Annotated in this window: 22 protein-coding genes and 1 pseudogene; 8 read left to right on the top strand and 15 right to left on the bottom strand. The window is 54.3% G+C overall.

The annotated features are described in order from the left end of the window. Positions 1-43: 43 nt before the first annotated feature. The 5 genes from G494_RS0115685 to G494_RS0115665 all read right to left on the bottom strand — a co-directional run bounded on the left by G494_RS0115685 (position 44) and on the right by G494_RS0115665 (position 3998). Positions 44-544 carry a YybH family protein gene (locus G494_RS0115685; protein WP_028585279.1) on the bottom strand — a complete coding sequence of 167 codons (501 nt, stop codon included), beginning with the start codon at positions 542-544 and terminating at the stop codon, positions 44-46. Then, complete coding sequence (locus G494_RS23910; RefSeq protein ID WP_051305762.1) at positions 541-1548, bottom strand: NAD-dependent epimerase/dehydratase family protein; 1008 nt, start codon at positions 1546-1548, stop codon at positions 541-543. Before G494_RS23910 ends, G494_RS0115685 begins: the two co-directional genes overlap by 4 nt. Then, positions 1545-1994, bottom strand: coding sequence for a hypothetical protein (locus G494_RS27185; RefSeq protein ID WP_028585278.1), 450 nt, complete (start codon positions 1992-1994; stop codon positions 1545-1547). The genes G494_RS23910 and G494_RS27185 overlap by 4 nt, the downstream gene beginning before the upstream one ends. 377 nt (positions 1995-2371) lie before the next feature. After that, positions 2372-2920, bottom strand: coding sequence for a PadR family transcriptional regulator (locus G494_RS23905; RefSeq protein WP_051305761.1), 549 nt, complete (start codon positions 2918-2920; stop codon positions 2372-2374). Positions 2921-3224: 304 nt separating this feature from the next. Beyond that, the gene (locus G494_RS0115665; protein WP_084457010.1) at positions 3225-3998 is read right to left on the bottom strand and encodes an AAA family ATPase; all 774 of its coding nucleotides are present in this window, start codon (positions 3996-3998) and stop codon (positions 3225-3227) included. 331 nt (positions 3999-4329) lie between these two features. On the opposite strand from G494_RS0115665, the gene G494_RS0115655 reads away from it, so the two are divergent. Then, entirely contained in the window at positions 4330-5319 is a 990-nt protein-coding gene (locus tag G494_RS0115655) for a hypothetical protein (protein WP_028585276.1), read from the top strand. 246 nt (positions 5320-5565) lie between these two features. Here G494_RS0115655 and G494_RS25680 read toward each other — a convergent pair whose 3' ends face one another. The 6 genes and pseudogenes from G494_RS25680 to glsA form a co-directional block, all read right to left on the bottom strand. Then, positions 5566-6303, bottom strand: a complete 738-nt coding sequence (locus tag G494_RS25680) for a class I SAM-dependent DNA methyltransferase (RefSeq protein WP_051305760.1) — start codon at positions 6301-6303, stop codon at positions 5566-5568. 32 nt (positions 6304-6335) lie between these two features. Next, positions 6336-6923, bottom strand: a complete 588-nt coding sequence (locus tag G494_RS0115645) for a hypothetical protein (RefSeq protein ID WP_028585275.1) — start codon at positions 6921-6923, stop codon at positions 6336-6338. Between the two features lie 105 nt (positions 6924-7028). Continuing rightward, a complete protein-coding gene (locus G494_RS0115640; protein ID WP_028585274.1) occupies positions 7029-7505 on the bottom strand; it encodes a GNAT family N-acetyltransferase in 477 nt (158 codons plus the stop codon). 152 nt (positions 7506-7657) lie between these two features. Then, entirely contained in the window at positions 7658-8227 is a 570-nt protein-coding gene (locus G494_RS0115635; RefSeq protein WP_028585273.1) for a GrpB family protein, read from the bottom strand. 132 nt (positions 8228-8359) lie between these two features. Continuing rightward, positions 8360-8485: pseudogene (locus tag G494_RS28145) on the bottom strand (DUF2867 domain-containing protein); the annotation flags it as partial. A gap of 374 nt (positions 8486-8859) precedes the next feature. Next, positions 8860-9885 (bottom strand): glutaminase A, encoded by a 1026-nt coding sequence (gene glsA, locus G494_RS23895; RefSeq protein WP_208597698.1) that lies wholly within the window; start codon positions 9883-9885, stop codon positions 8860-8862. A 372-nt stretch (positions 9886-10257) separates the two neighbouring features. Here glsA and G494_RS0115625 point away from each other — a divergent pair, with 372 nt between their 5' ends. Both G494_RS0115625 and G494_RS0115620 read left to right on the top strand, forming a co-directional pair. Further along, complete coding sequence (locus tag G494_RS0115625; protein WP_028585272.1) at positions 10258-11130, top strand: isocitrate lyase/PEP mutase family protein; 873 nt, start codon at positions 10258-10260, stop codon at positions 11128-11130. A gap of 74 nt (positions 11131-11204) precedes the next feature. Continuing rightward, positions 11205-12158: an AEC family transporter gene (locus tag G494_RS0115620; protein WP_028585271.1), complete on the top strand. Its 954-nt coding sequence runs from the start codon at positions 11205-11207 to the stop codon at positions 12156-12158. A gap of 156 nt (positions 12159-12314) precedes the next feature. Here the strand turns inward: G494_RS0115620 and G494_RS0115615 are convergent, their stop codons facing one another. The 4 genes from G494_RS0115615 to G494_RS0115605 form a co-directional block, all read right to left on the bottom strand. Then, entirely contained in the window at positions 12315-12668 is a 354-nt protein-coding gene (locus tag G494_RS0115615; RefSeq protein WP_208597697.1) for a hypothetical protein, read from the bottom strand. A 126-nt stretch (positions 12669-12794) separates the two neighbouring features. Further along, positions 12795-13640, bottom strand: a complete 846-nt coding sequence (locus tag G494_RS0115610; RefSeq protein WP_084456963.1) for a class I SAM-dependent methyltransferase — start codon at positions 13638-13640, stop codon at positions 12795-12797. Positions 13641-13673: 33 nt separating this feature from the next. After that, on the bottom strand, positions 13674-13817 hold the full coding sequence (locus tag G494_RS26990) for a hypothetical protein (RefSeq protein WP_153305912.1): 144 nt from the start codon (positions 13815-13817) through the stop codon (positions 13674-13676). 494 nt (positions 13818-14311) lie between these two features. Further along, positions 14312-16660, bottom strand: a complete 2349-nt coding sequence (locus G494_RS0115605; RefSeq protein ID WP_028585268.1) for an NACHT domain-containing protein — start codon at positions 16658-16660, stop codon at positions 14312-14314. 1090 nt (positions 16661-17750) lie between these two features. On the opposite strand from G494_RS0115605, the gene G494_RS0115600 reads away from it, so the two are divergent. The 5 genes from G494_RS0115600 (at position 17751) to G494_RS0115575 (ending at position 24555) form a co-directional block, all read left to right on the top strand. Then, positions 17751-18356 carry a TetR/AcrR family transcriptional regulator gene (locus G494_RS0115600; protein WP_028585267.1) on the top strand — a complete coding sequence of 202 codons (606 nt, stop codon included), beginning with the start codon at positions 17751-17753 and terminating at the stop codon, positions 18354-18356. A gap of 6 nt (positions 18357-18362) precedes the next feature. Continuing rightward, positions 18363-19733 carry an ABC1 kinase family protein gene (locus G494_RS23890; RefSeq protein WP_051305758.1) on the top strand — a complete coding sequence of 457 codons (1371 nt, stop codon included), beginning with the start codon at positions 18363-18365 and terminating at the stop codon, positions 19731-19733. 415 nt (positions 19734-20148) lie between these two features. After that, positions 20149-22536: an efflux RND transporter permease subunit gene (locus G494_RS0115585; protein ID WP_028585265.1), complete on the top strand. Its 2388-nt coding sequence runs from the start codon at positions 20149-20151 to the stop codon at positions 22534-22536. Further along, a complete protein-coding gene (locus G494_RS0115580) occupies positions 22533-23342 on the top strand; it encodes an outer membrane lipoprotein-sorting protein (RefSeq protein ID WP_028585264.1) in 810 nt (269 codons plus the stop codon). Before G494_RS0115585 ends, G494_RS0115580 begins: the two co-directional genes overlap by 4 nt. After that, positions 23332-24555 carry a hypothetical protein gene (locus G494_RS0115575; protein WP_035247096.1) on the top strand — a complete coding sequence of 408 codons (1224 nt, stop codon included), beginning with the start codon at positions 23332-23334 and terminating at the stop codon, positions 24553-24555. The genes G494_RS0115580 and G494_RS0115575 overlap by 11 nt, the downstream gene beginning before the upstream one ends. Positions 24556-24593 lie beyond the last annotated feature (38 nt).

Here is a 24593-nt window from a genome sequence, read left to right as displayed (position 1 = left end):
GTCAGGCTGAAGCCCTGTGGCCGGCTAGCCCGTGGTGCTTCTTTTATTCTCCATGATTTGCCCCATCGGGCTTGCCCCTGGGTATCCTGTCGGCCCCGACCTGGTGGTCGATGACAAAGAGCCAGCTCCCGTCCGGTTGCTTCTCTAGCATCTCTATACCGCTGTTGGTGTGGGTTTCAAGTTCGCCTTCCCCGTTGCGGAAGGTGGCGGTGTAGTGTGAGCGAAAGAGGGCGCTCTTGTCTGATCGCAGCATGTAGACCGTCTCTAGTTCCAGGCTCTCAATGGCCTGGACCATACGGGAAAAGACCTCCTGTACCGCCTCCCTTCCCCTGACCTCCTTTCCCGAGCGAAGCACCATCACCGCCTGATCGGCGTAGAGAGCGCAGAGCTGTTCCAGATTTCTTTCATTCATGGCCCGGGTGAACAGGGCATGGGCCGTGGAGGGCTCTCTGATGGCGCTGATCTCCGCTGCTACCGAGCCTCCAGTCGGGTTGAGGGTGGAGAGGGCGAGGGTTGTGATCAGGAGCAGATGTTTGCAGTTCATGGTGCCTCCGTGGTGATAGGGGTCGGTCTTGTCATGGCCTCCATGGTCCTTCGGGCCACCGCAAGGGGGGCTTCCGGGGCAAAGCCCAGATCCCGGATGGAATCGGTCAGGTTCAAGCTGTGCTTGTCCCGATGGTAGAGTCGCACCATCTCCGGGGAGAGATCGGGTTCCCGGCCCTTGATGGTGCCAACCAGGCTTAAGATATGGGCGAGCGCATGGATGATGGGCCCGGGAAGCCGGAGTGGTTTCTTGATGCCAGGGTCGATGGTCCGGGCTATGGCAAAGAGATCGGTGGTGCTCACTGGTTTTTCGCAGCCCAGAATGTAGCGTCCTCCATTCTGGCCATGGGTCCCGGCCGCGACCATGGCCCGGGCCACATCCTCCACCGAGACAAGGGGAAGATGAAAGGATGGATCCACCGGCCGCCGGCCATCCATGATGGCTTGAAGGATTTCCATGCTCGGAGTGAGGTGGCCGATGCATTGGGGGCCGATCATGGCCGCCGGCAGCACCCTGACCATAAATAGGTCCAGCTCTCTGGCGATCCGCAAGGCGCGTTTCTCTGCCTCAACCTTGGATGCTTCATAGCCATCAGTTGGCGAAAGATTCCAAGCGGTCCCATCCATGTGCTGCTGCCTGCGGTCCAGGGTGGTGATGGAACTGACATGGATGACCTTGTTGACCCCCTGCAGGGCTGCGGCCTCCAGGGTGTACTCTGTACCCATGATGTTGGGCAGGAGGATCTCCCTGTGTGGGTCCGCTGCCCAGTGCTTAAACACGGCGGCGACCTGATAGAGGGTGTCCACTCCCTGCAGGGCCCGCACCATGCTCGCCTTATCGAGAACATCTGCCTGGACGATCTCGCACTTCACCCCCTCCAGGCTGTGTCGCTTGGCGAGATTCCGCATCCCGGCCCGCACCGTTTCACCCTGTGCAGCCAGCGCTCTTACCAGGTTGTTACCCAGGTGCCCGTTGGCACCGGTGACCAGAGATATCTTTTTCAAGGGGTATCCTCCGCAGTTTTGCCTGCAGGCGCCTGAAAGGTGAAGAAACCCACGACCGTGAGTGTTAGCGACATCGCAAATGGTCCCATGGGAGGCACGGCCGGGGTGGCGGCGCGGACCTGGGAGACGATGAAGATCATCACCAGTGCCTGGATGGTGCAGATAAAGAGCAGGGTCCATCTTGCCCAGGCTTCTCCCTTTCGAAAGGGGGAGAGCAGAATGGCGCTGATGGCGCTGCCTGCGAGCAGGAAGCCGAGACCGGCCGACCTCAGGAAGTTGAGGGACATCACCTGGATACCGGGCGAGAGCTGCTCCCAGCTGCTGCCCATGGCTGTAAGGTGATAATCCATGATCTGGCTGGCGCTCAGGAAGCGGCCGGCGATGAGGAACTCTCCTGAGGCAATGAGCAGGAAACAGGCAAAGGAAATCTTGTTGCGGGGTGTCATAGCGGCTCCTTGTTTTGGGATCAGGTGTTTTAGTGTTAACAATATTACTATGGTTCATAATGTATAGTTGCAGCGTACAGCGTGCAGAGCGTTGGCCGTGCTCAGAAAGGTCAGGCTGGCTCCCGGCTGCGGAGCAAGGCTATCAGGCCGTCAAACTCGCCTGGCTCGGCGGCAGAGGCGAGCTCAAGCAGGCTCTACCCTTAAAAGATCAAGCCTGGTGGCTGTCTTGAAAACGAGATACCTTGTTCAAGGTCAGGTAAGCGCAGCCTCCGAGGCAGGCGATAAAAAGTATCACAGCTATAGAGATGATATCGGAGTCTACGCCCAACTCCGAGGATATATTTTTGGCCATAAGCCGAGATTGGGCCAAAGGGCAACTATTCAAGGCTGCCTGGTCTCTCGGCGCGCTCCCTGTACAGCTCGATCACCTCATCGACCCACTCAATCATCCCCTTGAGCATGATCTGATACTGCCGCATGATCACCTCCACCGCAAAGGGCGGGGAGTCGATAGCAGAGATGTCGTTGTTCAGATCCTCCCGGGTCTCATAGAAGAAGAGTTTCAGGTCCCTGAGCATCTGCAGGCCGGTCTCCTGGTCCACCAGGGTGAGGTTTTTGATGAAGCTGTTGAAGGGAAAGAACATCCGTCCCGGGTTGGCAGAGAACTTGTGCATCAGCTCAAGAAAGTAGGCCTCCCCGCTCTCGGTGAGGCGGTAGATGGTCTTTTCTGGCATCTCTCCCTCCCGGACCTTGGTGGTGGAGAGGTAGCCCCTACTGGCCATCTTCTTGATGTTCTGATAGATGGTGGGGGAACCGATCTTGATGATCTTGCGGATGCGGCTCTGCTCCACATGGAGGGCCAGTTCATAGGCACTGGCAGGATTCTTCTTCAGCAGGCCGAGGATGACCAGGTTGACAGCAGACATAGGGTGATTCCGTTTGAGGGCTATTGTAGTATGGGTCATACTAGGAGAGGGTGGGCGAGCTGTCAAGAGAATTTATGGGTCTATCTGAATCTCCCAGCACATCAGCAGCGGGGGCTTTCCCTTTCAGTCATTCACTTTTTGGCTGTCATTCCCGCGCAGGTGCAAATCCAGTCTTGGAGGAATCGTGAAGCACCTTGACCTGGATGGCTGCCTCTTCCAGTCTCGGCGTATCCCCTATATGCCTGCGCTAACATGTACCCCAGGCTGTGATCTTGATCGAAAAACCTATTTTTCAAAGTACCTATCAGTCTGTAAGCTCACCGGAGCTCATATCGAGCAGGATCTCCAGCATCTTTTCCGGCCGGTTGAGAAAGTCTCGTGTCAGCTGATAATGGTCTGTCTCTTTATACCCGATGCTGTTTATGCCACCCTCCTCCAGTTGGTAGATGCGGGCATAGGGGTAGGAGAGGATAAGAGGAGAGTGGGTCGCTATAATAAACTGAGATTTTGCCTGAACAAGCTGATGCACTCTGGAGATCATTGCCATCTGGCGGGTGGGGGAGAGTGCTGCCTCGGGTTCGTCCAGGATGTAGAGGCCCTTGCCGCCGAACCGGTTGAGGAGCAAGGCCATAAATGATTCCCCATGTGACTGTTCATGGAGAGACTTTCCCCCATATGCGTCAATGATTGGTGGTCCAAATGAAGGTTCGGCGTCCAGTCGTTGAATTTCAGAAGCCAGGTTAAAGAAACTTTCAGCCCTTAAGAAAAAGCCATCTTGGGGACGTTTTACTCCGCGTGACAGGCGGATATAATCATGCAGGGCTGAATGGGCCTTGTAGGTGTTGAAGCAGAAGTTTCTGGTGCCCCCTTCAGGATTAAAGCCCAAAGAGATTGCTATGGCCTCCAACAGGGTCGATTTTCCTGTACCGTTTTCGCCGACAAGAAAGGTGACTTTAGGATGAAGCTTGATTTTGGAGAGGTTCCGCACGGCATCGAGGCAAAAGGGGTACTCGTCGAAAGAAGGGACCTGTTCTCGTTTTAACGAAACTTCAATGAGGTACTGTTCGATTGCCTTCATCTCGATTGCCTTCATCTCGATTGTAGTGGCTCAAAGGAGCCGGATAGAGCTTGGTTACAGGGTAGCCTGAAAAGTTGCCTTTTCTTCCAACCTTGGCCTTGCGCTCAAAATTTTATCCTCGGCATGTCCCTTATATGGCTGCGGTAAGGTTGTACCCATGCCTTGATCTAGATCGAAAAATTCCATTTTACACAGTATCCCATACCCTGAGACCTCTTTCCCTGTCACCTCTATTCGTAAGCGGCCACCATTCTCTCATCTACAAGAGGTTCTCGGCCCGGTCCTCTTTTCCCGTTTGGCCTTCTGTCGCAGGAGTGCTTATGATAGAGCTATGGTCAATACTGTAAGTCTCATCTACTCCAACCATCGCACTGAGGCCATTGCCATCAGCGCCGCGATCATGGCACGTCATGAGGCGATCCTGCTTGAGGAACCCGTGCATCCGGCATTCACCTCGATGCTGGAGCAGCGTCTCGGCATAGAGGAGTATCTGCTCGAACAGGATCCGGCTTACCCGGATTTTTCCCTGCAACTCTATCAGCGCCTCCAACTGCTCCATGATCAGGGGAAACGCTTCTACCAGGTTGAGCCCTTTCTCGATCAGCTCCTGGCCATCCATCTCTTCTTTGCAGATAACCATGGCCCAGAGGAGCTGGACAGCTCATCCCAACGCTACAGAGTCTACTGCGCGGAAAAGGAGGCCACCAGGCGGCTGCTTGCATTTTACCAGGCCTTTCGGAGAGGGAGCTTCAGCGAGACCGTGGACAGCGTCATCCGTTTTGCCAGGGCAGATGCCGCGCGCTTCAGGCTGCGCGACCAGCTCAGGGCCCAGAGTATCCTTGACCTCCTGCCGGAACAGCGCTCCATCTACATCGAGGCCGGTCCCATGCACCTCTATCTCCGTCATCTCCTGGAGCAGAGGCTGCCACCTGCCTGGGCCATGGAGACCGTCTCGGTGGAGGAGTTGATCCTGCAGCAGCTGGGCATCAAGGGCAGTGTCTACGGCCCGGGAGATGAGCTTACCCTGGCCTTTCTCTTTGGCCAGCCGCTCTCCCGTCCCCGGCAGGAGCTGCTGGCAGCACGTTCCCTAATTTACTCCAAGATTATCAGCAAGGAGGAAAGCCGGGAGTCGGCAGCGCGGTTTCCCCATCTGCGGGACGAACAGGAGGTCCACCAGCTGGTCAACACCCTCTCCCTGGCCCAGTGTGAACAGCTCTTCTTCCAGCTACGTCCCCTTGTTACCAGCGATGCCCGGAAACGGGTTGAGGCCTTCTGCAAAAAAGCGCAGGGGGGCCAGGCGAAGAAGGAGGAGAAAGGCTGAGCCTGTCCGGATCTCCCGAGCCATGAACTGCGGGGCTCCCCCCTCCATTCCTTTTTGGCTGTCATTGCCGCGCAGGCAGAAATCAAGGACACAGGAAACATGCTCGGTGCTTTGTAGTCGTCATTCCCGCGCAGGCGGGAATCCAGCCTTGGCAGCGCCCATGAAACAGAGGGGAGGGTCTGTTAAGCCCTCTTGGGGAATTCGGAAAGAGCCCAAAAGCCGAGCCTGCGGAGAGGTGCGACTCTTTCAGCTGACCTTTCTCGCCCTGAATCCGCAAAATGAAGGATAGCTGTTCATCCGTGCATGAAATCGTTCATACCTCTCTCGCAGCGCATCATCGGCCCGGGACTCCATGATCCGTTCGATTACAAATCCTTGCCGGTAGAGGCTTTCAGCGATCTCTTCAAAGGTATGGTGATAGGAGAGAAGCTCCATCCCTTTCAGCATCGTCCACTGGTACTGCCGGTTGTGAAAGTAGGGCTTCATCTCGGCCTGGTACCCGCTGCCGTTCCAGCGGACCTCTGTCACCTCGTCAACGGGGTGATGGATGGTGAAGACAAAGATCCCGTCGGTGCTGAGAAGGCGCGACACTTCAGCAAATACCGGACCCAGATCCTGCACATAGTGCATCACCAGCCCGCTTACAACCAGCTCAAAGCTCGCATCCGCGTAGGAGGTGGCACCGATATCTGCGACCGTGAACTCAATATCCGGATTCTCCTCTGCGGCAATGGAGATCATGCCCTGGGAAAAATCGACACCGCGTGGCTCCAGGCCGCGATCTTTGAGCCAGCGGCTCAGCAGGCCGCTGCCGCAGCCAAGGTCCAGCACCCTTGTTCCGCTGGTAGTGCTGCCGATCAGCTTCTCCATCATGGGCCTGTCCAGATAGAGATTCCAGAGGTTGCTCTCCTCATGGCTGCGCTTCTGGTGATACTGTAGGGCAAAGGCTTCGTAGGTCTGCTGGTTGTGTTGTTGGTCGTTCATGGTTCACTCGAGGGGTGCCGGGGCACCGGTGTTTAGGGGATCCAGTCTAGAAGATTCTCATCTGGATGGTGTTCTTGCCATTGCCGGAAAGACTCCAGGTCGCGAACTCCGGCTTCGATCACAGCCTTGTATATCTGGATAGCCATTACCCTCTCTCCAGGAGGGATCGAACTCTTGATCCTGAGAATGTCGGCCCGCATCTCCGGTGTTAGAACCTTGCACACGCCTTGGGCAACCTTCTCAAAATGGCCGGCATAGGGAGACTCGTCCAGGATGTGAATCATGTCGAGTTGCCAGGGCTGCCCCTCCTGATCCTGGTAGAAGGCATGCCATTCGATGCATTGCTCTTCTGTTTCCAGCAGGTTGGCATAGTTGATGGTGGTAATATCTTTGTTGGCTGCAAGTCTGGAGATGGCTGCAAAGCTGTCTGAGAGCCTAAACGGGCTTGTGTAGATATGAAAATCGATATCCCGCTTGTTGATCAAGAGGCCCATCCCAAGGGATCCGACCAGATGAATCCTTGCCCCGATGGAAGACCATATCTCCATAACCTGGGTATCTCTGATTACCTGCCAGGCCTTCTGCTGGATGGACTCTGCCGTCTGAATGATATCTTGCATTGCTTTTTGTGTCTATCCCCAATGAGACGGAAACCGTTGGGCTGGAACCAGCCTGGTGCCAGGCGGGGCAGCGGCTGGTTCGTTGCGGCCATGGCTGCTGAGTGCTTAAGCGGGACGCTCTTCATGGAGCCTCAGCTCCATCGGTACATAGCGGATACCGTTACGGCACTGTTCTTCTGAACCGACGGTGAAGCCAAAATTCTTATAGGCAGCTACTGCGTTTATAGATGCGTTGACAGTGAGCTGCCTGATGTCGCTGTCCATCGTTGCGATGCGTGTGATGGCGTCAGCCAGCAGGGCCCTGCCGATGCCATGATTGTGGTGCTGTGAACGAACAAAGAACATGGAAACATGATGAGCTGCTCTGATTTCGATTGCGCCGTAGATCGTCTCGTCCTCCAGCGCAAGAACGGTAAAATGATCGTTTTTTGATCGTCCAATCAGGCTCTCGCTGTTTGCATAGTGATAGAATTCGCTCAGGCCTTGCTCCGAGTATCCCGGGGCAACGATTTCAGTGAAAACTTCTCTGACAAGAGCAATGACCTCTTCTTCCTGTCCTGGCTGCATCAACTTGAATTCCATCTTGAGTAGGTTCCTCACTTCTGGTGGTGATTGGTAATCGCTGCCTCAGCGGCTTCCCAACTCCTCCCAACCCTGAAACTGATTCCCGCCAATCTACAGCTGATCGGTGTACCCGGGGGAGAAAGCGTGGATCTTCCTCTCCCGGTTAGAGGCTATTTCAGGCGGTTTTTTGCCCTGGCGGTTGCCTGTTCAATGAAGCTGTTTTTTGCCGCTGTATATGCCTCTCGATCAAAGGTGTGTCTCCTGGCCAGTCTCTGCTTCAGTGCTGCATATTCCCGGGCCGCCCGGGGATGCGCCTTGAGGTAGTCTCTGAAATAGATTCTGTCCCAAAGCGCTGTCTGGTCTCTGGGGGCCAGGTGGAGATGATAGCATTGGCCGGCAAATCCTTCCGGGGTATAGCCCTTGACGAGCATGAGATGCTCCCGTTGATCACGGATCTGGTGGTATCCCTCTGCGCTCATGATCTCAACGATTTCTCGTTCAACCTGCTCGCCTTTGGGGATTTCAACCAGGATGTCAATGGTCGGCTTGGCAGGAAGACCTGGTACAGCCGTACTGCCGATATGTTCAATCCGTAAGGCTCTATTTTTACCGAGCAATGCAATGATCCTGTTTTGTTCCCCAAGGAAGAGCTCGGCCCACTCCTTTTGAGATTCAGAGATGATGATGGGAAAGAGCTGTCCCAGTTCATCCTTTGTTAATGTATCCAGATCCTTAGCCATGGAGTATCCTTTGAGCATGGTGCCTTGCCCGGCCCCGGATGGGTGCGCCGCCGGTGGCTGATGAGTTGTGCCGCTCACTGTAGCCAATGAGGGATCGTCAGGCAAGTGTTTGGTCCTGGCTGAACTTCCGTCTCATCGTCTGCTCCCGGCTCTCATCATGGAGCAGATAAGGAAATGATGAAACGGACGAATGAGGTTGAAATAGACAGGGCCTGTCCAGTGAAGGTGGCGCACCGCGGTAAACAGATGGAACCTGGTCCGTCGATTGCCCCTTCTCCGGCTACTACGCTAAAATACGCCTTCAGGTGTTTGTCTGCTGGTGCCTCTGCGATCCGGTAGCGCTCCTCTTTGGCGGCCCTCACGATATAGAAAGAGGCCGTTTCTCCCGGCTCAAAGGCAAGATCTTCCGGCTGGATCGATGGTAGGATCTCGGGTTTTTCACGCCTTGCCAGGCCGAGGATCTGGACCAGAAACCCTCTGGGCCGATATAAAGAGACAATTCACCAGGGGTAATAAGAGAGCATGCCGGAGATAAAGCCTCTTAAGGGTACCTTGAAAAATGAGATTTTTCGATCTGATCATTGGATCGGTGCCGTCCGGCTGTTGCTGCCTGCACTATCTGCTTAGGGCCATCATCGCACCCCCAACAGATGCAGCCCCCACTCATCCGAAAGTGCCTCGACAGCCCTTACCCCCCGAACCGAGTTGCCAAACCTGTCCAAAGGCGGTGAGTAGGCCGCAATGGCGAATCGTCCGGGGACCACGGCCAGGATACCGCCGCCCACGCCGCTCTTGCCTGGCAGGCCGGTACGGAAAAACCATGGCCCCGAGGCGTCATACAGTCCGGTGATGGCCATGAGTGAAAGGATATCCCGGACAAATTCCTCTTTAACGGCGCGTCTGCCTGTCATGGGATTCACGCCGCCGTTGGCCAGACAGGCGCCCATGACGGCCAACTCCAGGCAGCTCACCTCCAGGGAACAGGCGCGGGTATAGCGGTTGACGGCATCGGCCGGCTCTCCCTGGAGATAGCCGAAACTCTTGAACAACCAGGCCAGGGCGCGGTTGTGCTGGTTGGTTGCCTCTTCCGAGTCGAAGATGATGCGATTCAAGCTCAGTTCCTGCCCGGCGAATAGGCTGAACTTCTCCTTCTCCCGTTTCCACTTATCAGCGGAATCCTTGCCCCTGATGAAGCTGGTGGTGGTGATGGCCCCGACATTGACGAAGGGGTTCTGTTGTTTTACCTGTCGGACGTCCGAGGCAATCGCGGAGTTGAACGGCAGCCCGGTGTGATACACTCCCACCTTGTCGAGGATGGCCTGTCGCCCCGCATCTTCAAAGGCTAGAGCCAGGGCAAAGACCTTGGAGATGGACTCGATGGCAAAGGGCACATCCGTATCACCTGCCGTGAAGGTCTGACCGTCGGCAGTGACGATGGCCAGCCCGAAATGGTTGGGATCCGCCTTGGCCAGGGCCGGGATATAGTCTGCGACCTTGCCGGATGCGTCTGCCTGGTAGCGTTTGTGGACCTTGGCCAGGGTAGCGTGGACCGCTTCGGGGGCAACGGGAAGCAAGCCTCCGGCATTGAGCGGAGCTGTGCAGAGCATGAAGACAGCAGCTAGGGCAATGGTCAGGGACAGGCGAGGTCTTAGAGACATGATGCGATCCTTTTGGTGGAGTGGATAGGGTTCTGCCGCTTTTCAGCGGGGTTTTCGTCAGGGTCAGAGGGGGAGGAGATGATGCCTGATGAGCGGTCCTGCCTTTGTAGGGAGGCTGCTAGCTGTTCCTGTTTGCTCAAAGGCAGGCTTCAGCCTCCCCCGATCAGCCTCTCCCAATTGATGCCCACCTTGAGAGGATTTGCCAAATTTCTAAATTTCATTAGGCCTGGCATAAAGGGTTTCCTGATGTTATTGCATAATATCATACCACTATTTGATCGAGATCTGCTATCTTTGAGCCTTGCTTCTTTCTGTCATGGCTCAAGCTGATTATTCCGGCTGCTGTCAGCAACTCATCCAGGGGAGGGACCCGTGAACAAAACGACCAAGTTTCGCCAACTCATCAACGCCCCCGAAATTCTCATGCTGCCCGTGGTCCACGACGGGCTTTCTATCCTGGCTGTTGCCCAAGCCGGTTTCAAGGCCACCAGCGTGGCGGGCTACGGCTCGGCCGGAAGCGTCCTGGGGCAACCGGACATCGGCCTGATCAGTTCCACGGAGATGCTCAACCACTATGCAAACCTGATTGCCAGGGTTGAGCTGCCGGTCATGGTTGATATCGACACAGGCTTCGGCGACGTCAACAATGTCATCCGCACGGTGCGCCAAGTCGAGCAGATGGGCGCGGCTGCACTCTTTATTGAGGATCAGACCTACCCCAAACGTTGTGGTCACATGGGCGGCAAGTCCGTGGTCGAGGTGGAAGAGTATCTGCCCAAACTGCGCGCCGCGCTCTGGGCCCGCAAGGATCCTGATTTCGTAATCATGGCCCGTACCGACGCCTTGGCCGTCCATGGCCTGGACGAGGCCATACGCCGGGCAAAGATCTACGCCGAGGCCGGGGCAGACATGGTCTTCGTAGAGGCCGTGACCTCGGTCGAGGAGATGCGTCGGGTCAATGCCGAGGTCCCCGTGCCCAGCGCGGCCAACATGATCGAGGGCGGCAAGACGCCCTTCCTTACAGCCAGCGAGCTCCAGGAGGCGGGCTACGCGGTCGCCTGCTACCCCTGCGGCTCTGTGTTCACAGCCGCCCGAGCCCTGCAGCGTTGGGCCGACCATCTCAAGACCCACGGTACCACAGCCGGCTTTGTCACCCCGGAATCGATGATGGATTTTGAGGAGTATTTCCGTTTCATCGGTGCCGAGGAGATCCGGGAGCGGGAGCACCGTTTTTTCGAGAAGTGAGCGGCCTGCTGTCATCGATTCCTCTGCCAGCCCGCGACCAGACCGTGCCCTGAACCTCTTTCCCGGGATATCCAATGAACCTGTTTGTCAGCCTTAGTCAGGCCATTACCAGCCTGGTTGTTGTCTATCTCCTGGCCCTGTATCTGAGGCACCGCGGCATCCTGGAGGAGGCACATTCGCTCACGCTTGCGCGTATTGTCACGGAACTGTGCCTGCCGGCCGTGGTCTTTGTGAACCTCGCCACCAGCACCATCTCCCTGAAGTCTCTGCAGCCCGCCCTGGTAATGCTTGGGGCCGAGCTCTCTTGCATCGCCCTGGCCTGGGGCGTGGGGACAATGTTCCGCCTCTCCAGACTGGAAAAGGGCGCCGTGATCTTCTGTGCGGCTTTCGGCTCCTCCACCTTTCTGGGATACGCGATTATCATGCAGCTCTATCCCCAGAGCCCGCAGGCCATGACCGAGGCCGTGCTCATCTCCGAGGTGGGGGTGGGCTATCCCATCTTCATTCTCGGCCCAATGCTGGCGGCCTATTTCGGCAGTTCCGGCGTCTCGTTCCGGGAAAACATCAGCGCCTCGCTGGGGTTTTTCAAGTCGCCCGTCTTCTTTGCCCTGCTCCTTGGTTTGGCCTGGCAACCCCTGGGGTTGCCAGGAGGGGAAAACGCCTTTGTGAAACCCCTGCTTGATGTCTGCCACGTCCTCAGCCAGGCCCTGACGCCCCTGGCGCTCATTGCCGTGGGGCTGATGTTCAAGGTTCCCAATCTCAGGCAGTGTCTCGGGATGCTGGTGATTGTGGTCGCGATCAAACTTTTGCTCAAACCCCTGATGCTCTCCATGGTGGCCGATTGTATGGGATTTGAAAGACTCTGGAAGGATGTGCTGGTTCTGCTTGGTGCCATGCCGCCTGCGGTGTTGGGGGTGGTCTTCCTGCGCCGTTACGGCGGGGACGCCTCCCTTGCCTCGGCCCTGCTCCTGGCCACCACTGTCCTGAGTTGCGTCACGATCCTGGGCGTTTTCTGGATCGCAGGCTGAGCCGTCGAGAGGCGAAACAGGAAATCACGGAGTATATCGAAATCTTTTCCAACCGACAGAGGCGGCAGGAGCCTTTGCTCCCTTGGCCTATCTCTTCCCCGTGGCCTCATTTCAAAGAAGGCCTGTTGGAGCGGATATTGTCACCTCCCAATATGTTCACAGCACGGGAGCGGGTAAAGGCTGAAGGCTACCTTGAATAATGGCCTTTTCTTCCAACCTCAGCGTTGCGGTCACAATTTTAGTCTCGGGATTTCGGCAGTATGCCTCCACTGAAATTGGATCTCGCGCCTTGACCTTGATCGAAAAATCTAATTGTTCAAGATACCCTAAACAAAAAAAGTGGTCTGAGCCCTGATGATTTTCCGATGGCCCGATGGCCCGATGGCCCGATGGCCCGATGGCCAATCTTGGCAGATCTACCGTATCGGCAACCGGAGCGATAAAGCAAAAGGTTGCAGAGTAGAACAGGGAGGCGATGCTGAAGGCGAAAGGGGCCTGGCCCATCTCCATGGTAATGGATTGGGAAATTTCGCGGAATATCGATTGAGTGGCGATTTGGTCATGAAGGCGGTGGCGACTGCGCTAAGGGGCATCAGCCAGGCCATGGCGGTCCTGGGGCCAGGTGTCTGTAAGGGGTCATGATCGGTGGCTTGCTGTGCTTGGTCTTTGTGCGACCAACAGGAGTCGGCTTGTCAACCCGAGAACCCAAGGCTCCTCAGCAAAGGTGTGAAAAGCCTTGTCCATCTGGCTGAACATCTGGTCATCATCCAGCATCTCCACCTGCTTCTTTGAGGGCGGAAGCTCTAGAAATGGAGTGATGGCCGCGGTTTTACACGGCTTGAACCCCTGTGTCCGAAACAGGGCCTCGAGTTCTGCGGGGCTGAAACAGGTCTGGGGCAGCCCGGATTCTGCAACCACTTTTCCCTTGTTGAGAACATTGAAAAATTGGGCCAGGTCGTTTTTTTGGGCCAGGTCAAGGGCCTTTCGAAACCGGTTCATGGTATCGCATACCACATGGCCCCCGGGCTTTGTTATCCTGAACATCTCGGAAACAGCCTGTTTTGGATTCCTGCACAGGGAGAGGGGCATGCCCAGGGCCAACACCAGATCAAAGGAGTTGTCTCCAAGGGCAGCCATATCACAGATGTCCAGAACATGGTAGCCGGTAACGCTTCCCCCGAGCCCCTGCCGGTTGACCATGGCCTTTGCGTGGCGGATCATCTCGTCGGAAAAATCCGTGAGTTCCAGATTATACCCCATCGGGGCCAGGCGATACACCCACCTTCCTGTGCCGCACCCGGCTTCCAGGATTGTGCCCCCGTCTCTTGGGGGCAGCAGCGGTTCGATATACCGCCAGCAGCCCTTATCATAGAGGTCGGCCATGCGCCTGTTTTGCTGCTTTCGCTTTGCGGATGCAAAGAATTGGGCCTTCTGGTTCCAGTAACCAAGGGCCTGCTCCGTGCTCATCGCTGTTTGTGTCATCGTCTTTTCTCCCTCTGCTGGTTCAAGAGTATATCATGCCGTCCAGGCGCTCAATGCGTCCACGATTCCCTTTACCCTGTTTTCAATGGCCAGGAGATCTGCTGCATTGGGGCGGTCCTCGATGTTGCCCAGTCGTCCGTTTTTGTTTATTTCCTGGTTGTGGTGGTGCTTTCCCACCACAAGCCACTGGTCAAGGGCGGTATATCCCAGGTGCTCGAGAAACGAACGGAGCCACCTCTGACGTCACCTCGCACCCCCCCTCCCTACACACACTTTTTGTTTGAGAAACTCGCACCTGCAATCTTTATCGGTGATAGAGATTTTTTCTGGCTGGGGGTTCCGGGGGAGAGGATACGTAATTCGGTTGGGCTAGATATCCTGTCCCCGGAATTTCCGCGCAAGTTCTAATCATGAAGGCAACTGACAAACTCTTTTGTTGTCAAAATGGCTTTGTCGCTCTGGTGAAAGCAAATGGCTACATGAAGAGGTGTTTCTTTTTGTCGTATAGTATTAAGCGAATAGCGTGGTCCGACCCCGTGTCCGCCGTGCCAACTTTTGCATATGTTCTCTCGTGTTTCCATAATTACCTTTCGTGCATAACGTTTGAAATGAACAATCAAAAAGCAATCCTCAATTTTTTTATAGGATCCTGAGATTTATTATGTGAATTTTTACATATCCTTCATGATTTTTTCTATTTTCTCGATGTTTGTATCTGGGTTTGTTTTTAACGAAAGGCCATCTTTTGTAATTTTATATCGCTCTTTATTTGCAATTTTAAATATCTCTACAATTTTGTGCTTTTTCAAAATTGGAATTATTTCTAATAGTTCTTGTGATCTGGTGCTTTTGGCATAGTTATCTATCTCAATATTATCTCGTAAATAGTGAAGTGAAAGAGCTAGTTTTTCCAGTTTTTTATACGAAAGGGTAAAAGTGGATTTTTTATAATTAATGGTGTTTCCTTGGTCATGTAGATACGCCATATCCCAGAAATATTTTTTATTAAATAGGTTGAGTTGATGTGGAGCGAGATCGAAACTTGTTTCATTTAAATTTACAGATTCACCAATAAAAATATTACTGTGCTCGATGACCGAGTTGTCAAAGTATAATGCAGAAGAACCATCAAGAACTATTCGAGAATTGTCAACTGAACAATTCTTGAATTTGATAAATGCATCAATTACTTTAAGATTTGACTTGATAAAATTTACTCTGTTCCACGTTGTAGCTGTATCTATAGTAATCTTTTTAGGTACAAGAAAATTTACATTTTTATCAAAGTGCTGACTTGCACCTGAAAGCAATAATATCTGAGAATTTATAGCATCTTTCCCTCTGCCTTCATCCCATGAGTGAACTTGAAAAGGTGTTTGATTGTTTTCAAGCCAATGTAAACCCACTAATTGCTCTAAAAACATTTTATAACCATCCGTGCGGAAATAGCTGATTTTGTCTCCGTTTAGTAAGTTTTTTATTTCTTTCCTGGCAGCCAAAAATTCCATGATACTTCTATGTATAAATTTATATTTATTATCATAGTCTCTAATTAAAAATCCTGATTTTCTTATATCTAGATCAATTTCTTCGTCTTTCAGGCGTGATTCACTCCAGTCATCATCCTGCATTAACAGTTCTTTTAAGTATCTCCAGTCTTCTGAATCTTTTGAGTTTGTAATCATGTGCTCTGCAAGTTTTTCACTAAAGTTGAGTCTTATTGATTTTTTCAATTTAGTTCTTTGTACATCTCTTTCTATCCATCTGTTTGTGTATGCTGCGTATAGCGCAATTAATGGAAATGTAATTTTATCGGAGAAATTTGTTAATTTTTCTTCAATAGTTGTAGCTATCATCGATAGAAGGACAGGGGTGGTCGCAAGCTTGTCAAAACCATAATATTTTACAAAAAGGTCATCTATTTCTGCTTTGTCCATATTGCATCGTTTAAACAGATATGTATCAATCATTTTACGATCAAACGGTTTAATGTTTACAATTGCAGAAGTGGGGTGGTTCCTAAAAATTTTTTCTAAACCAATTTGAATGCTACCTAGTTTTTCAGCAGTATATGGGCCAAACATGGCTAATTCAGCTTGATTTGTTTCAAAAAATTGTTTGCGTGAACTAATAATCGAAACAGCATCTCTACCAATATTTTCAAGCAGATTAGTAACTGTATCAAGGATGTCATCACTGTTTTGGATTGGATGAACTTCATCTAGTCCATCTAGAAGTAATAATATGCGTCTTTTTTTTATCAAATGCTTTGTAAATGTTGACGGATAGTCAGTTATTCCATTATTCTTGAGCTCGTTCATTATCATTTGTTCTAGATCACCACTATGTTGTTTGTATTTTCCTAGTGGAATGTAAAGAGGTACAGGAGAATTTGAAGAGTCATCAAGAAACTTTTTGCAGCCAATTTCTAATAAGTGTTCAAGTGCAGTTGTTTTGCCACTTCCTAAATCCGCCAATAAAGCCCATAGTATTGGTTTTGAAGAATTTAAAAAAGTATCGAGCCATTCCTGAGAAAATATAGTTTTTTCTTCAATGCTAAATTCTGGATCAACATAGAATCTAGAAATATAGCCAACATCTTTGCGTGATTGGCTCTCTTCATCTATATTGCTTAACATGTTTAGGGCATATTTTCTCAATGGTAATTTGCTTGCTTCTAGATCAGAGTAAAGTAAAGGGTGAATATCTAGTTCTTTTAGAATTGCTGTTTGATCATCGGTAAAACCTTTTGTTGAAATTAATAGCATTTTTGCATTATGGTATTTTTTTGCTCCTAATAACAGTTTTTGACAATCTTTTGAGCCCTTGTCTTTGCCTACATACTCTGTGGTGATTTCAATAATATATATATTTTTATCAATTCCTATATCATCATATTTTTCCGCAATCAAATCAATTTGTGCGCCTTCGATACTTATCTCTTTGACTTCGAAGTTTAGTAGTTCGAAGAATCTTTTAATATCTTGTTCTGTCTTTAGCCAACTAGGTAATGAATTCATCGTGATCCTTAGCAATGAGTTATATTATCTTGAATAGATTTTTTTATATGATATTTAGTTGTCCAGCGAACTTTAGTAAATTTATCAAAACGAAATGAAGCAATAGTGAAGCTATGTCTAAACTAATTAATAGTTTTTTCTATTAATTAGTAATTGTTTGTAGTTTTAATAGTTAAAAATCTCAATATTAAAGAAAATTGTTGGTATTAACAATATACAGGCAACCATATACCCAAACTTAATTAAATAGTTCTTCCTTGATCTTGTAAACGTATATCCTGTAGTAGTGGCAACACATAAGGATAATAAATAGTGAAAAAATAAGTTACCAGTAGTGTAAAAAGTTGATTTGTTTCACTTGGTATTGATAACTGATAATATTTTACAGTAATTGGTGTACCTATATATATCCCTAGCATTACCGAAGTAATATACAAAACGATAGCAAGCTGCCATGGTGTATTTTTGAGAAAATACATACTGTATTTTTGGACAATTAACGTTTAATAGACGTACCATGCCTTTTGGGGCGACTCCCCAGGGAATGCCTGCCCACAGGGGAGCAGGGGGCAGCCCGGCAAAGAGAAACTCTTCTTTGCCTGCAATGGCTCCGCCTGGTTTTGGGGTAACGATTTTCCTTCTATCTTTCTGGAATAATAGTCTATTTTTAGAATAGGAATATAGCTATACCCCTGGCTTGAGATTGGAGCAACCTTAAAAGCAGCTATGTTACGCCCATTGATTGCTCCGGATGAGCGACGAAATGGGGTCTGCATGGCAGGCTTAATCGTAGGAGAGGCCTGTTTTCTCCCCATCGGGTGCATTCTGGATCTGCCTCTTGGGCTATGACCCCATTGTACCGACGCTGCATATCAGGGCTTTTTCGATATTGTTTTCCCGAATAGTGTCAGCTTAAGAGGTTGGGAACGATTTTTTTCCGGAATTAGGGTCGTCTCTGCTCTGGAGCCAGGAATCCGAAAGCGGCTGGATTCGGACCAGCAGGGAGCAGGGCCTGGCTGGTATGGCCCGGCTTTTCTCCTTGCCAGGAGCTGTCCGTATGCTAATCTGGGCGCAGTCATAAAATACTGCCATGCGAATCACCCAAGAAGCCAAACAACAGAACCGGAAACGGATCCTCCAGGTCGCGGCCAGCCTCTTTAGCGAACAGGGCTACGGCAAGACCACCACCCGTGATATCTCCACGGCCTGCAAGATGGCCAAGGGGACCCTGTTCAACTATTTTCCCTCCAAGGAGACCCTGGCCATGACCATGGTGGCCGAGGCCATGGAAGAGGGGCGGGAACGCTATCTCGAGCGCAGGGCAGGGGAGGAGAGTCTGGTGGAGGAGCTCTTTCTGCTGGTGGCCTCGGAGCTCAGGGCACTGCGGCCCTACCGGCTCTACATCGGTCCGGTCCTGGAGAGCGGGATGTCGGTCTTTGCCAAGGAGGCCTGCTGTCCCGCCGGGGAGCAGGCCCGTCGGGCCCACCTGGAGACCGTGGCCGCCATCCTGGCTGCGCATCACTATGAGCTGGTTCCCGAGTCCATCGCCGTCACCCTCTACTGGTCGCTCTACCTGGGGATCCTGGCCCACTGGTCCAAAGACACCTCCAGCCATCAGCAGGCCACCCTCAGCCTGCTCGACTACTCCATGAAGGTCTTTGCCGTAACCATCTCCGGTTCGCTGCCGGAAGTGTAGCCTCTTATGCACCCTGTCCTCGATACCTCCCTGACCAAGATTTCCTGCCGGCGGATTCCCTCCTCGTCCCTGATCCGGAGCTGGTGTCTGGGCAGTACCAACGCCCGGCTGGCCGCAACCTATATCAGCTATGCCATCCAGAAGAACTTTCTGGCCAAGGACCAGCAGGAGCTGGCTGCCAGTCGCGCCAAACTCAAGGCCGCCATCCAGCTCTTCGGCACCATGGGCTACCTGCGCGGGGCGGTGATGAAGGTGGGCCAGTTGCTGGCCAACCTGCCCCAGGTCATGGACCGGGAGCTGATCGAGATCTTCGAATCCCTCCAGTTCGAGGCGCCCCCCATGCACTACTCCCTGATCAGGGAGGTCTTTCTCGATGAACTGGGCCGTGAGCCGGAAGAACTCTTTGCCTCCTTTGACCGCCAGGCCTTTGCCGCGGCCTCCCTGGGCCAGGTGCATCGGGCCCGCCTTGCCGACGGCACCCGGGTGGCGGTCAAGATCCAGTACCCGGATATGGCTCGCACCATCGAGAGCGACTTCAAGACCCTGGGGCTCTTGCTCAAGACCATCCGCTTCAAGGAGAGCTACCGCTACCTCTTTGCCCATATCCTCGATGCCAAGGAGGTCTTCAGCCGTGAGCTCGACTACCTCTCCGAGGCCGCCTACATGGAGCGGAACCGGAGGCTCTTTGCGGGTACCGAGATTGTGGTGCCCAGGTCTTTTCCCGACTACAGCTCCAAGCGGGTGCTGACCATGGAGTACCTCCCGGGCAAGCACCTGCCCGCCTTTCTGGGCGCTGATCCCGGCCAGGAGCAGCGCAACCATTTCGGCCGCCTGATCTCCCTGGCCCTGGTCCGTTCCTTCTTCCGCTGCAAGACGGTCTATGCGGACCTGCATCCCGGCAACTTCATCTTCATGGCTGACGGCCGCCTGGGCTTCCTGGATTTTGGCTGTTTTCGCCGTTTTTCTCCCCAGCGCTGGCAGGTACAGGCGGATAGCGAGGAGGCCATGTTCTCTCAGGATCAGGACAAGCTTCGTGACTTCCTGGCCCGGCTCTCCTTCCACGATTCCCCTGAAGAGCTCGATCCCCAGTGGGTGGAGCTGATGTTTCGCCAGATCCAGTGGGTGGTCAGTCCCATTACCACCAGGGGGCCCTTTGATTTTGCCGATGGCGCCTACGTGGCTGAAGGGGTGGAACTCTTCAAGGAGAGCCTTGTGCTCGGCTACAGCCGTACAGACAGCTTTTATAACTGGCTGAACAGGGCGATCCTGGGGCACCGCTCCATGATGTATCGGCTGGGCAGCGTCTTTGATTACAGCCGCCTCTACCTGGAGGAGATGCGTGGGGCCTCTTCCTCAGAGGGCTCGCCTGAGCTCTAGCGCTGTTCCTCTTCTTTTTTCGGTTCCTCCTCCTTCCCTCTGTTTTTTTGGTTCTCTCCGCATATCCCAGCCGGGCTTGACATCGACCGTGACCTGGAACTTCCCTGTGCTTCATGGGGCCTTCAAGACTGGATTCCCGCCTGCGCGGGAATGACTGCCAAACTGGCAGGATTGAGAGGGGAGGGCACTCCGCTGCCCATACCTTGGAAGATCCGGATAGAATTTTTTTCGCAGCCCCGGGGCGCCCCCTGAGCGAGCCGCATTTCCCCACCTTGGCCCGTTCTCCAGCCCTGGCGGAGCTGTTTCTCTCGGTCTGCTAATATGAGCGCGCTCATATTTTTCTTGCCGCGGTTTCCTTTGGTCGTTAATGTGAGCGTGCTCATTTAAAAAAACGACGGAGGAAACGATGCAGACTATGAAAAAACGATGTGAGCGTATCTTTGGCAGGATCGGCGGCTGGGCCTTTGAGCATAGGTGGCTGGCCCTGGCCCTGGTTTTGGTGGTGAACATCCTTCTCCTGGCCCAGCTGAGCCAGCTGCGGGTGGACATGAGTAACGAGAGCTTCTTTCGACCCGACGACCAGGTACTGCTCGACTACAATGCATTTCGAGACCAGTTCGGCAAGGATGAATTCATCGTCATTGCCCTCCAGCCTGATGAGGTCTTCAGCCTGGATTTTTTAGAGCGGCTCAGGGGGCTGCACCAGGCCGTGGAGCGGGAGGTGCCCTACCTCGATGAGGTGACCAGTCTGCTCAATGTGCGCAACACCCGCGGACAGGGGGACGAGCTGATTGTCGAGGACTTTCTCGAGCATTGGCCGAAAGGGGCAGCAGACCTGGAGACCCTGGAGCAACGTGCCCGGGAGAACAGCCTCTACCAAAACTACATGCTCGCCGGGGACCAGCAGACCACCGCGATCGTGATCAAGCCCCTGGCCTGCAATCCGGAGACCGTCCAACTCCAGGTCGAGGGCTCCTGCCAGCCCATGAGCAATGTCCAGAACCGGGAGATGATGGCAGCCCTGAACCTGGTGGTGGACCAGTATCGCACCCCCGAGCTGCCCATCGCGGTCGCGGGCATGCCGGTGGTGATCGATTTCCTCAACCTTGCCCTGGAACGGGACATGGGGCTGATTGTCCCCCTGATGCTGCTGGTGATCATGGTGATGCTCGGCCTGCTCTTCAGGCGGGCTAGCGGCATCATCTATCCGCTTTTGATCTTTATCCTCTCCCTCCTGTCGGCCATCGGCCTGATGGCCCTGCTCCGGATTCCGCTCACCAACATCACCACCATCCTGCCCTCCTTTATCCTGGTGGTCAGCATCAGTGATGCGGTCCATATCCTGGCCCTCTTTTATCCGGCCTACCAGCGCTGCGGCAGTCGCAGGCAGGCCATGGTCGAGGCCATGGAGCATTCCGGCCTGGCCGTGCTGATGACCACCCTGACCACGGCCGGCGGCCTGTTGTCCTTTGTGGCCGCCGATATTGCCCCGATTGCAGATCTGGGCATCGTTACCCCCATCGGGGCGCTGCTGGCCCTGGGCTACACCCTCCTGCTCCTTCCTGCCCTGGTGGCCATCTTCCCGGTACGGCTGAAGCCGGGCCAGACGCGGTCCGGTGAACGGTGTGATCGTCTCTTCAGCCGGCTGGCGGAGTTCAGCTGCAGCCGGCAGCTGCTGGTGTTCGGGCTGTTTCTGCTCTTGCTGGCCGTGGGCGTGGCCGGGATCAGCAGGTTGGGTTTTTCCCACTGCGCCCTGAAGTGGTTTGCCGAGGACAGCGTGATCCGCCAGGATACGGAACTGATCGACCAGGCCATGCGGGGGACGGTCTCCCTGGATGTGGTGATCGACACCGGCAGACCGGACGGGGTCTATGACCCGGAACTGATTCACGGCCTGGAGGCGGCTGGCGAGCAGTACCTCCACTACCGGGAAGGAGATCTCTATGTGGGCAAGATCATCGACCTGACCACGGTCCTGAAGGAGACCAACCGGGCCCTGCATAACAATCTGCAGCAGTTTTATCATCTGCCGACAGAGCGCGATCTAATTGCCCAGGAGCTCTTTCTCTTCCAGCTCAGCGGCTCCGATGATCTGGAGGAGCTGGTGGATCAGCAGTTCCGGACCACCAGGATGACCATGCACCTTCCCTATAGGGACAGTGACCTGTATAAGCGGTTCATCGGCTCGGTGGAGCAGGATCTGAGCAGCCGTTTCCCGGACTATGAGATCACCATCACCGGGGTCAATGCCCTCTTTGTGGAGATCCTCAACAAGGTGATGAGCACCATGCTGCGCAGCTATGCCATTGCCCTGGTCCTGATCTCCATCCTGATGGTGGTGATGCTGGCCAAGGTGCGGATGGGCCTGCTGAGCATGATCCCCAACCTCTTTCCCATTGTCATGGTCCTGGGCTTGATGGGCTGGCTCGGGATCCCCCTGGATTTTGCCACCATCCTGGTGGGCTCCATCTCCATCGGCATCATCGTGGATGATACCATCCACTTCCTCCATAACTATGCCAGGTACTATGATCAGAGCAAGGACCCGCTCTGGGCCACCAGCCAATCGCTCAAGACCGTGGGCCGGGCCATGGTGACCACCACCCTGGTGCTGATGGGCGGCTTTCTCTGTAATATGTTTTCTTCCCTGACCCTCAACATCCATACCGGCATCCTGATCGCGGCCACCCTGTTCATGGCCCTGCTCACCGATTTTTTCCTGACCCCGGCCCTGCTCTCGTTGGTCTATACCTCCAGGGAAAAGGATCTCCAGGTAAGAGCCAGCTTGGAGGGGGTACGATGAAGCGCTCTCTGATGCTGCTGCTCTTGCTGGCCCTGATGCCGGTGTCGCCCTTGCAGGCGCTTGCCGAGACCCCGGAAGAACAGGGGCACGCCATCGCGGTGGAGGCTGATCGCCGCAGCTCCGGATTCGGCGATTGCACCGCCGACACGGTGATGATCCTCCGCAACCGGGAGGGGCAGGAGAATCGTCGCCAGCTGCGCAGCCGGGTCCTGGAGCAGGAGGATGACGGGGATAAGTCCCTGACCCTGTTTGACTCGCCTGGGGATGTCCGGGGCACCATCCTGCTCACCTTCAGTCATAAGAGGGGGGATGATGATCAGTGGCTCTTTCTCCCGGCCTTGAAGCGGGTCAAGCGGATCAGTGCAGCCAACAAGTCAGGGGCCTTCATGGGCAGTGAATTTGCCTTTGAAGACCTGGGCAGCCGTGAGCTGGAGAAGTATGGTCACCGTTATCTGGGGAGCGAATCCCTGGACGGCCGGGAGTGCTTTGTCCTGGAGCAGATCCCGCTGGACAGTAAAAACTCCGGCTACAGCCGGATCATCTCCTGGCTGGATACCACGACCTACCGGCTGATTCGAGAAGAGTACTTTGACCAGAAGCAGCGGCTGCTGAAGACCCTGTTTTGCCGGGAGTACCAGCAGTATCTGGGGTTTCTCTGGAAGGCCCATCGCCTGGAGATGGTCAATCACCAGAACGGCAAGGAGACCGATCTGCTCTTTGCAAACTACCGGTTTCAGGTGGGCCTGACGGATCGGGATTTCCGCAAAAACCGGCTCAAGAACCTGAGGACCGGTGGTGGCCGTTAGGACGCCTACCGGCTCCCCTTCCGGGCGGGCCTTGGGGCTTGGGGCAGCTGCGGCCCTGCTCCTGCTGGTCGGCTGCTGCACGGTGGGCCTGAGCATGGAGCTTCAGGGAACCGTATCTCTGGAGGGGCGCCTCTTTCCCCAGGCCTCTGCCTATCAGGGCCAGGAGGATTATGACGCCTCCCTGGTGCTGGAGCCGGAACTCTACTGGGAAGGGGAGGGGGGGCTGAGCTGTTCGCTCAAACCCTTTCTCCGCCTGGATACCAGCGATCCCGAGCGGAGCCACTCGGATCTGCGGGAGGCAAACCTGCTCTACGGGGCCGACTCCTGGCAACTGCTCTTTGGCCTGGACAAGGTCTTCTGGGGGGTGACCGAATTTGTCCACCTGGTGGATATCGTCAACCAGACCGACCTGGTGGAGTCCCCGGACCAGGAGGAAAAGCTGGGCCAACCCATGCTGGCCCTGAGCCTGGAACAAGAGTGGGGCACCCTGGAAGCGTATCTGCTGCCCCTGTTCAGGGAACGGACCTTCCCGGGGAGCCGGGGGCGCTTGCGGGGCCCGCTGGTCATCGATAGCGGGGCAGCCGAGTATGAGAGCGGGGCAGGTCGCACCCATCCCGATCTTGCCCTCCGCTACAGCCACACCCTCGGCAACCTTGATTTGGGTCTTTACCAGTTCTTCGGCACTTCAAGGGAGCCGCTCTTCCTCCCTTCGGCCGGGCAGGAGGAAGAGCTGATCCCCTTCTACAGTCAGATCAGCCAGACCGGGCTGGATCTGCAGCTGGTGGAGGGGCAGTGGCTGTGGAAGCTGGAAGCCCTCCAGCGAAGCGGCCAGGGGCCGGGGCGGGGAGCCGTGGCCTGCGGTTTTGAATACACCTGGGTCAGGCCCTGGCAGCTGGACCTGGATCTGGGGTTCATCGCTGAGTATGTGCGTGATCAGCGCCGGCTGGCCGATGATTCGCCCTATGACAATGACCTGATGCTGGGGATGCGGCTGGGCCTCAACGATGCCCAGGGCAGCGAGCTCCTCCTGGGCATGGTCCAGGACCTTGCCCAGCCCTCCTGCTTCATGGTCCTTGAGGCCGGGCAACGGCTCGGTGAGTCCCTGCACCTGAGTCTTTCCGGCTACCTCTTCGTCCGCACCGCTGAACAGGATCCCCTCCGCTTCTATCAGCAGGACAGCTATCTCCTCTTCAAGGGCAGCTACTACTTCTAGGCTGCGCCCTCCTGCTCTCCTCTATTCCCTCCAGGTGC

Origin of the sequence: Desulfogranum mediterraneum DSM 13871, assembly GCF_000429965.1 — a bacterium.
Lineage (GTDB): Bacteria > Desulfobacterota > Desulfobulbia > Desulfobulbales > Desulfobulbaceae > Desulfogranum > Desulfogranum mediterraneum.
This window is presented reverse-complemented; position numbering and strand designations above follow the sequence as displayed.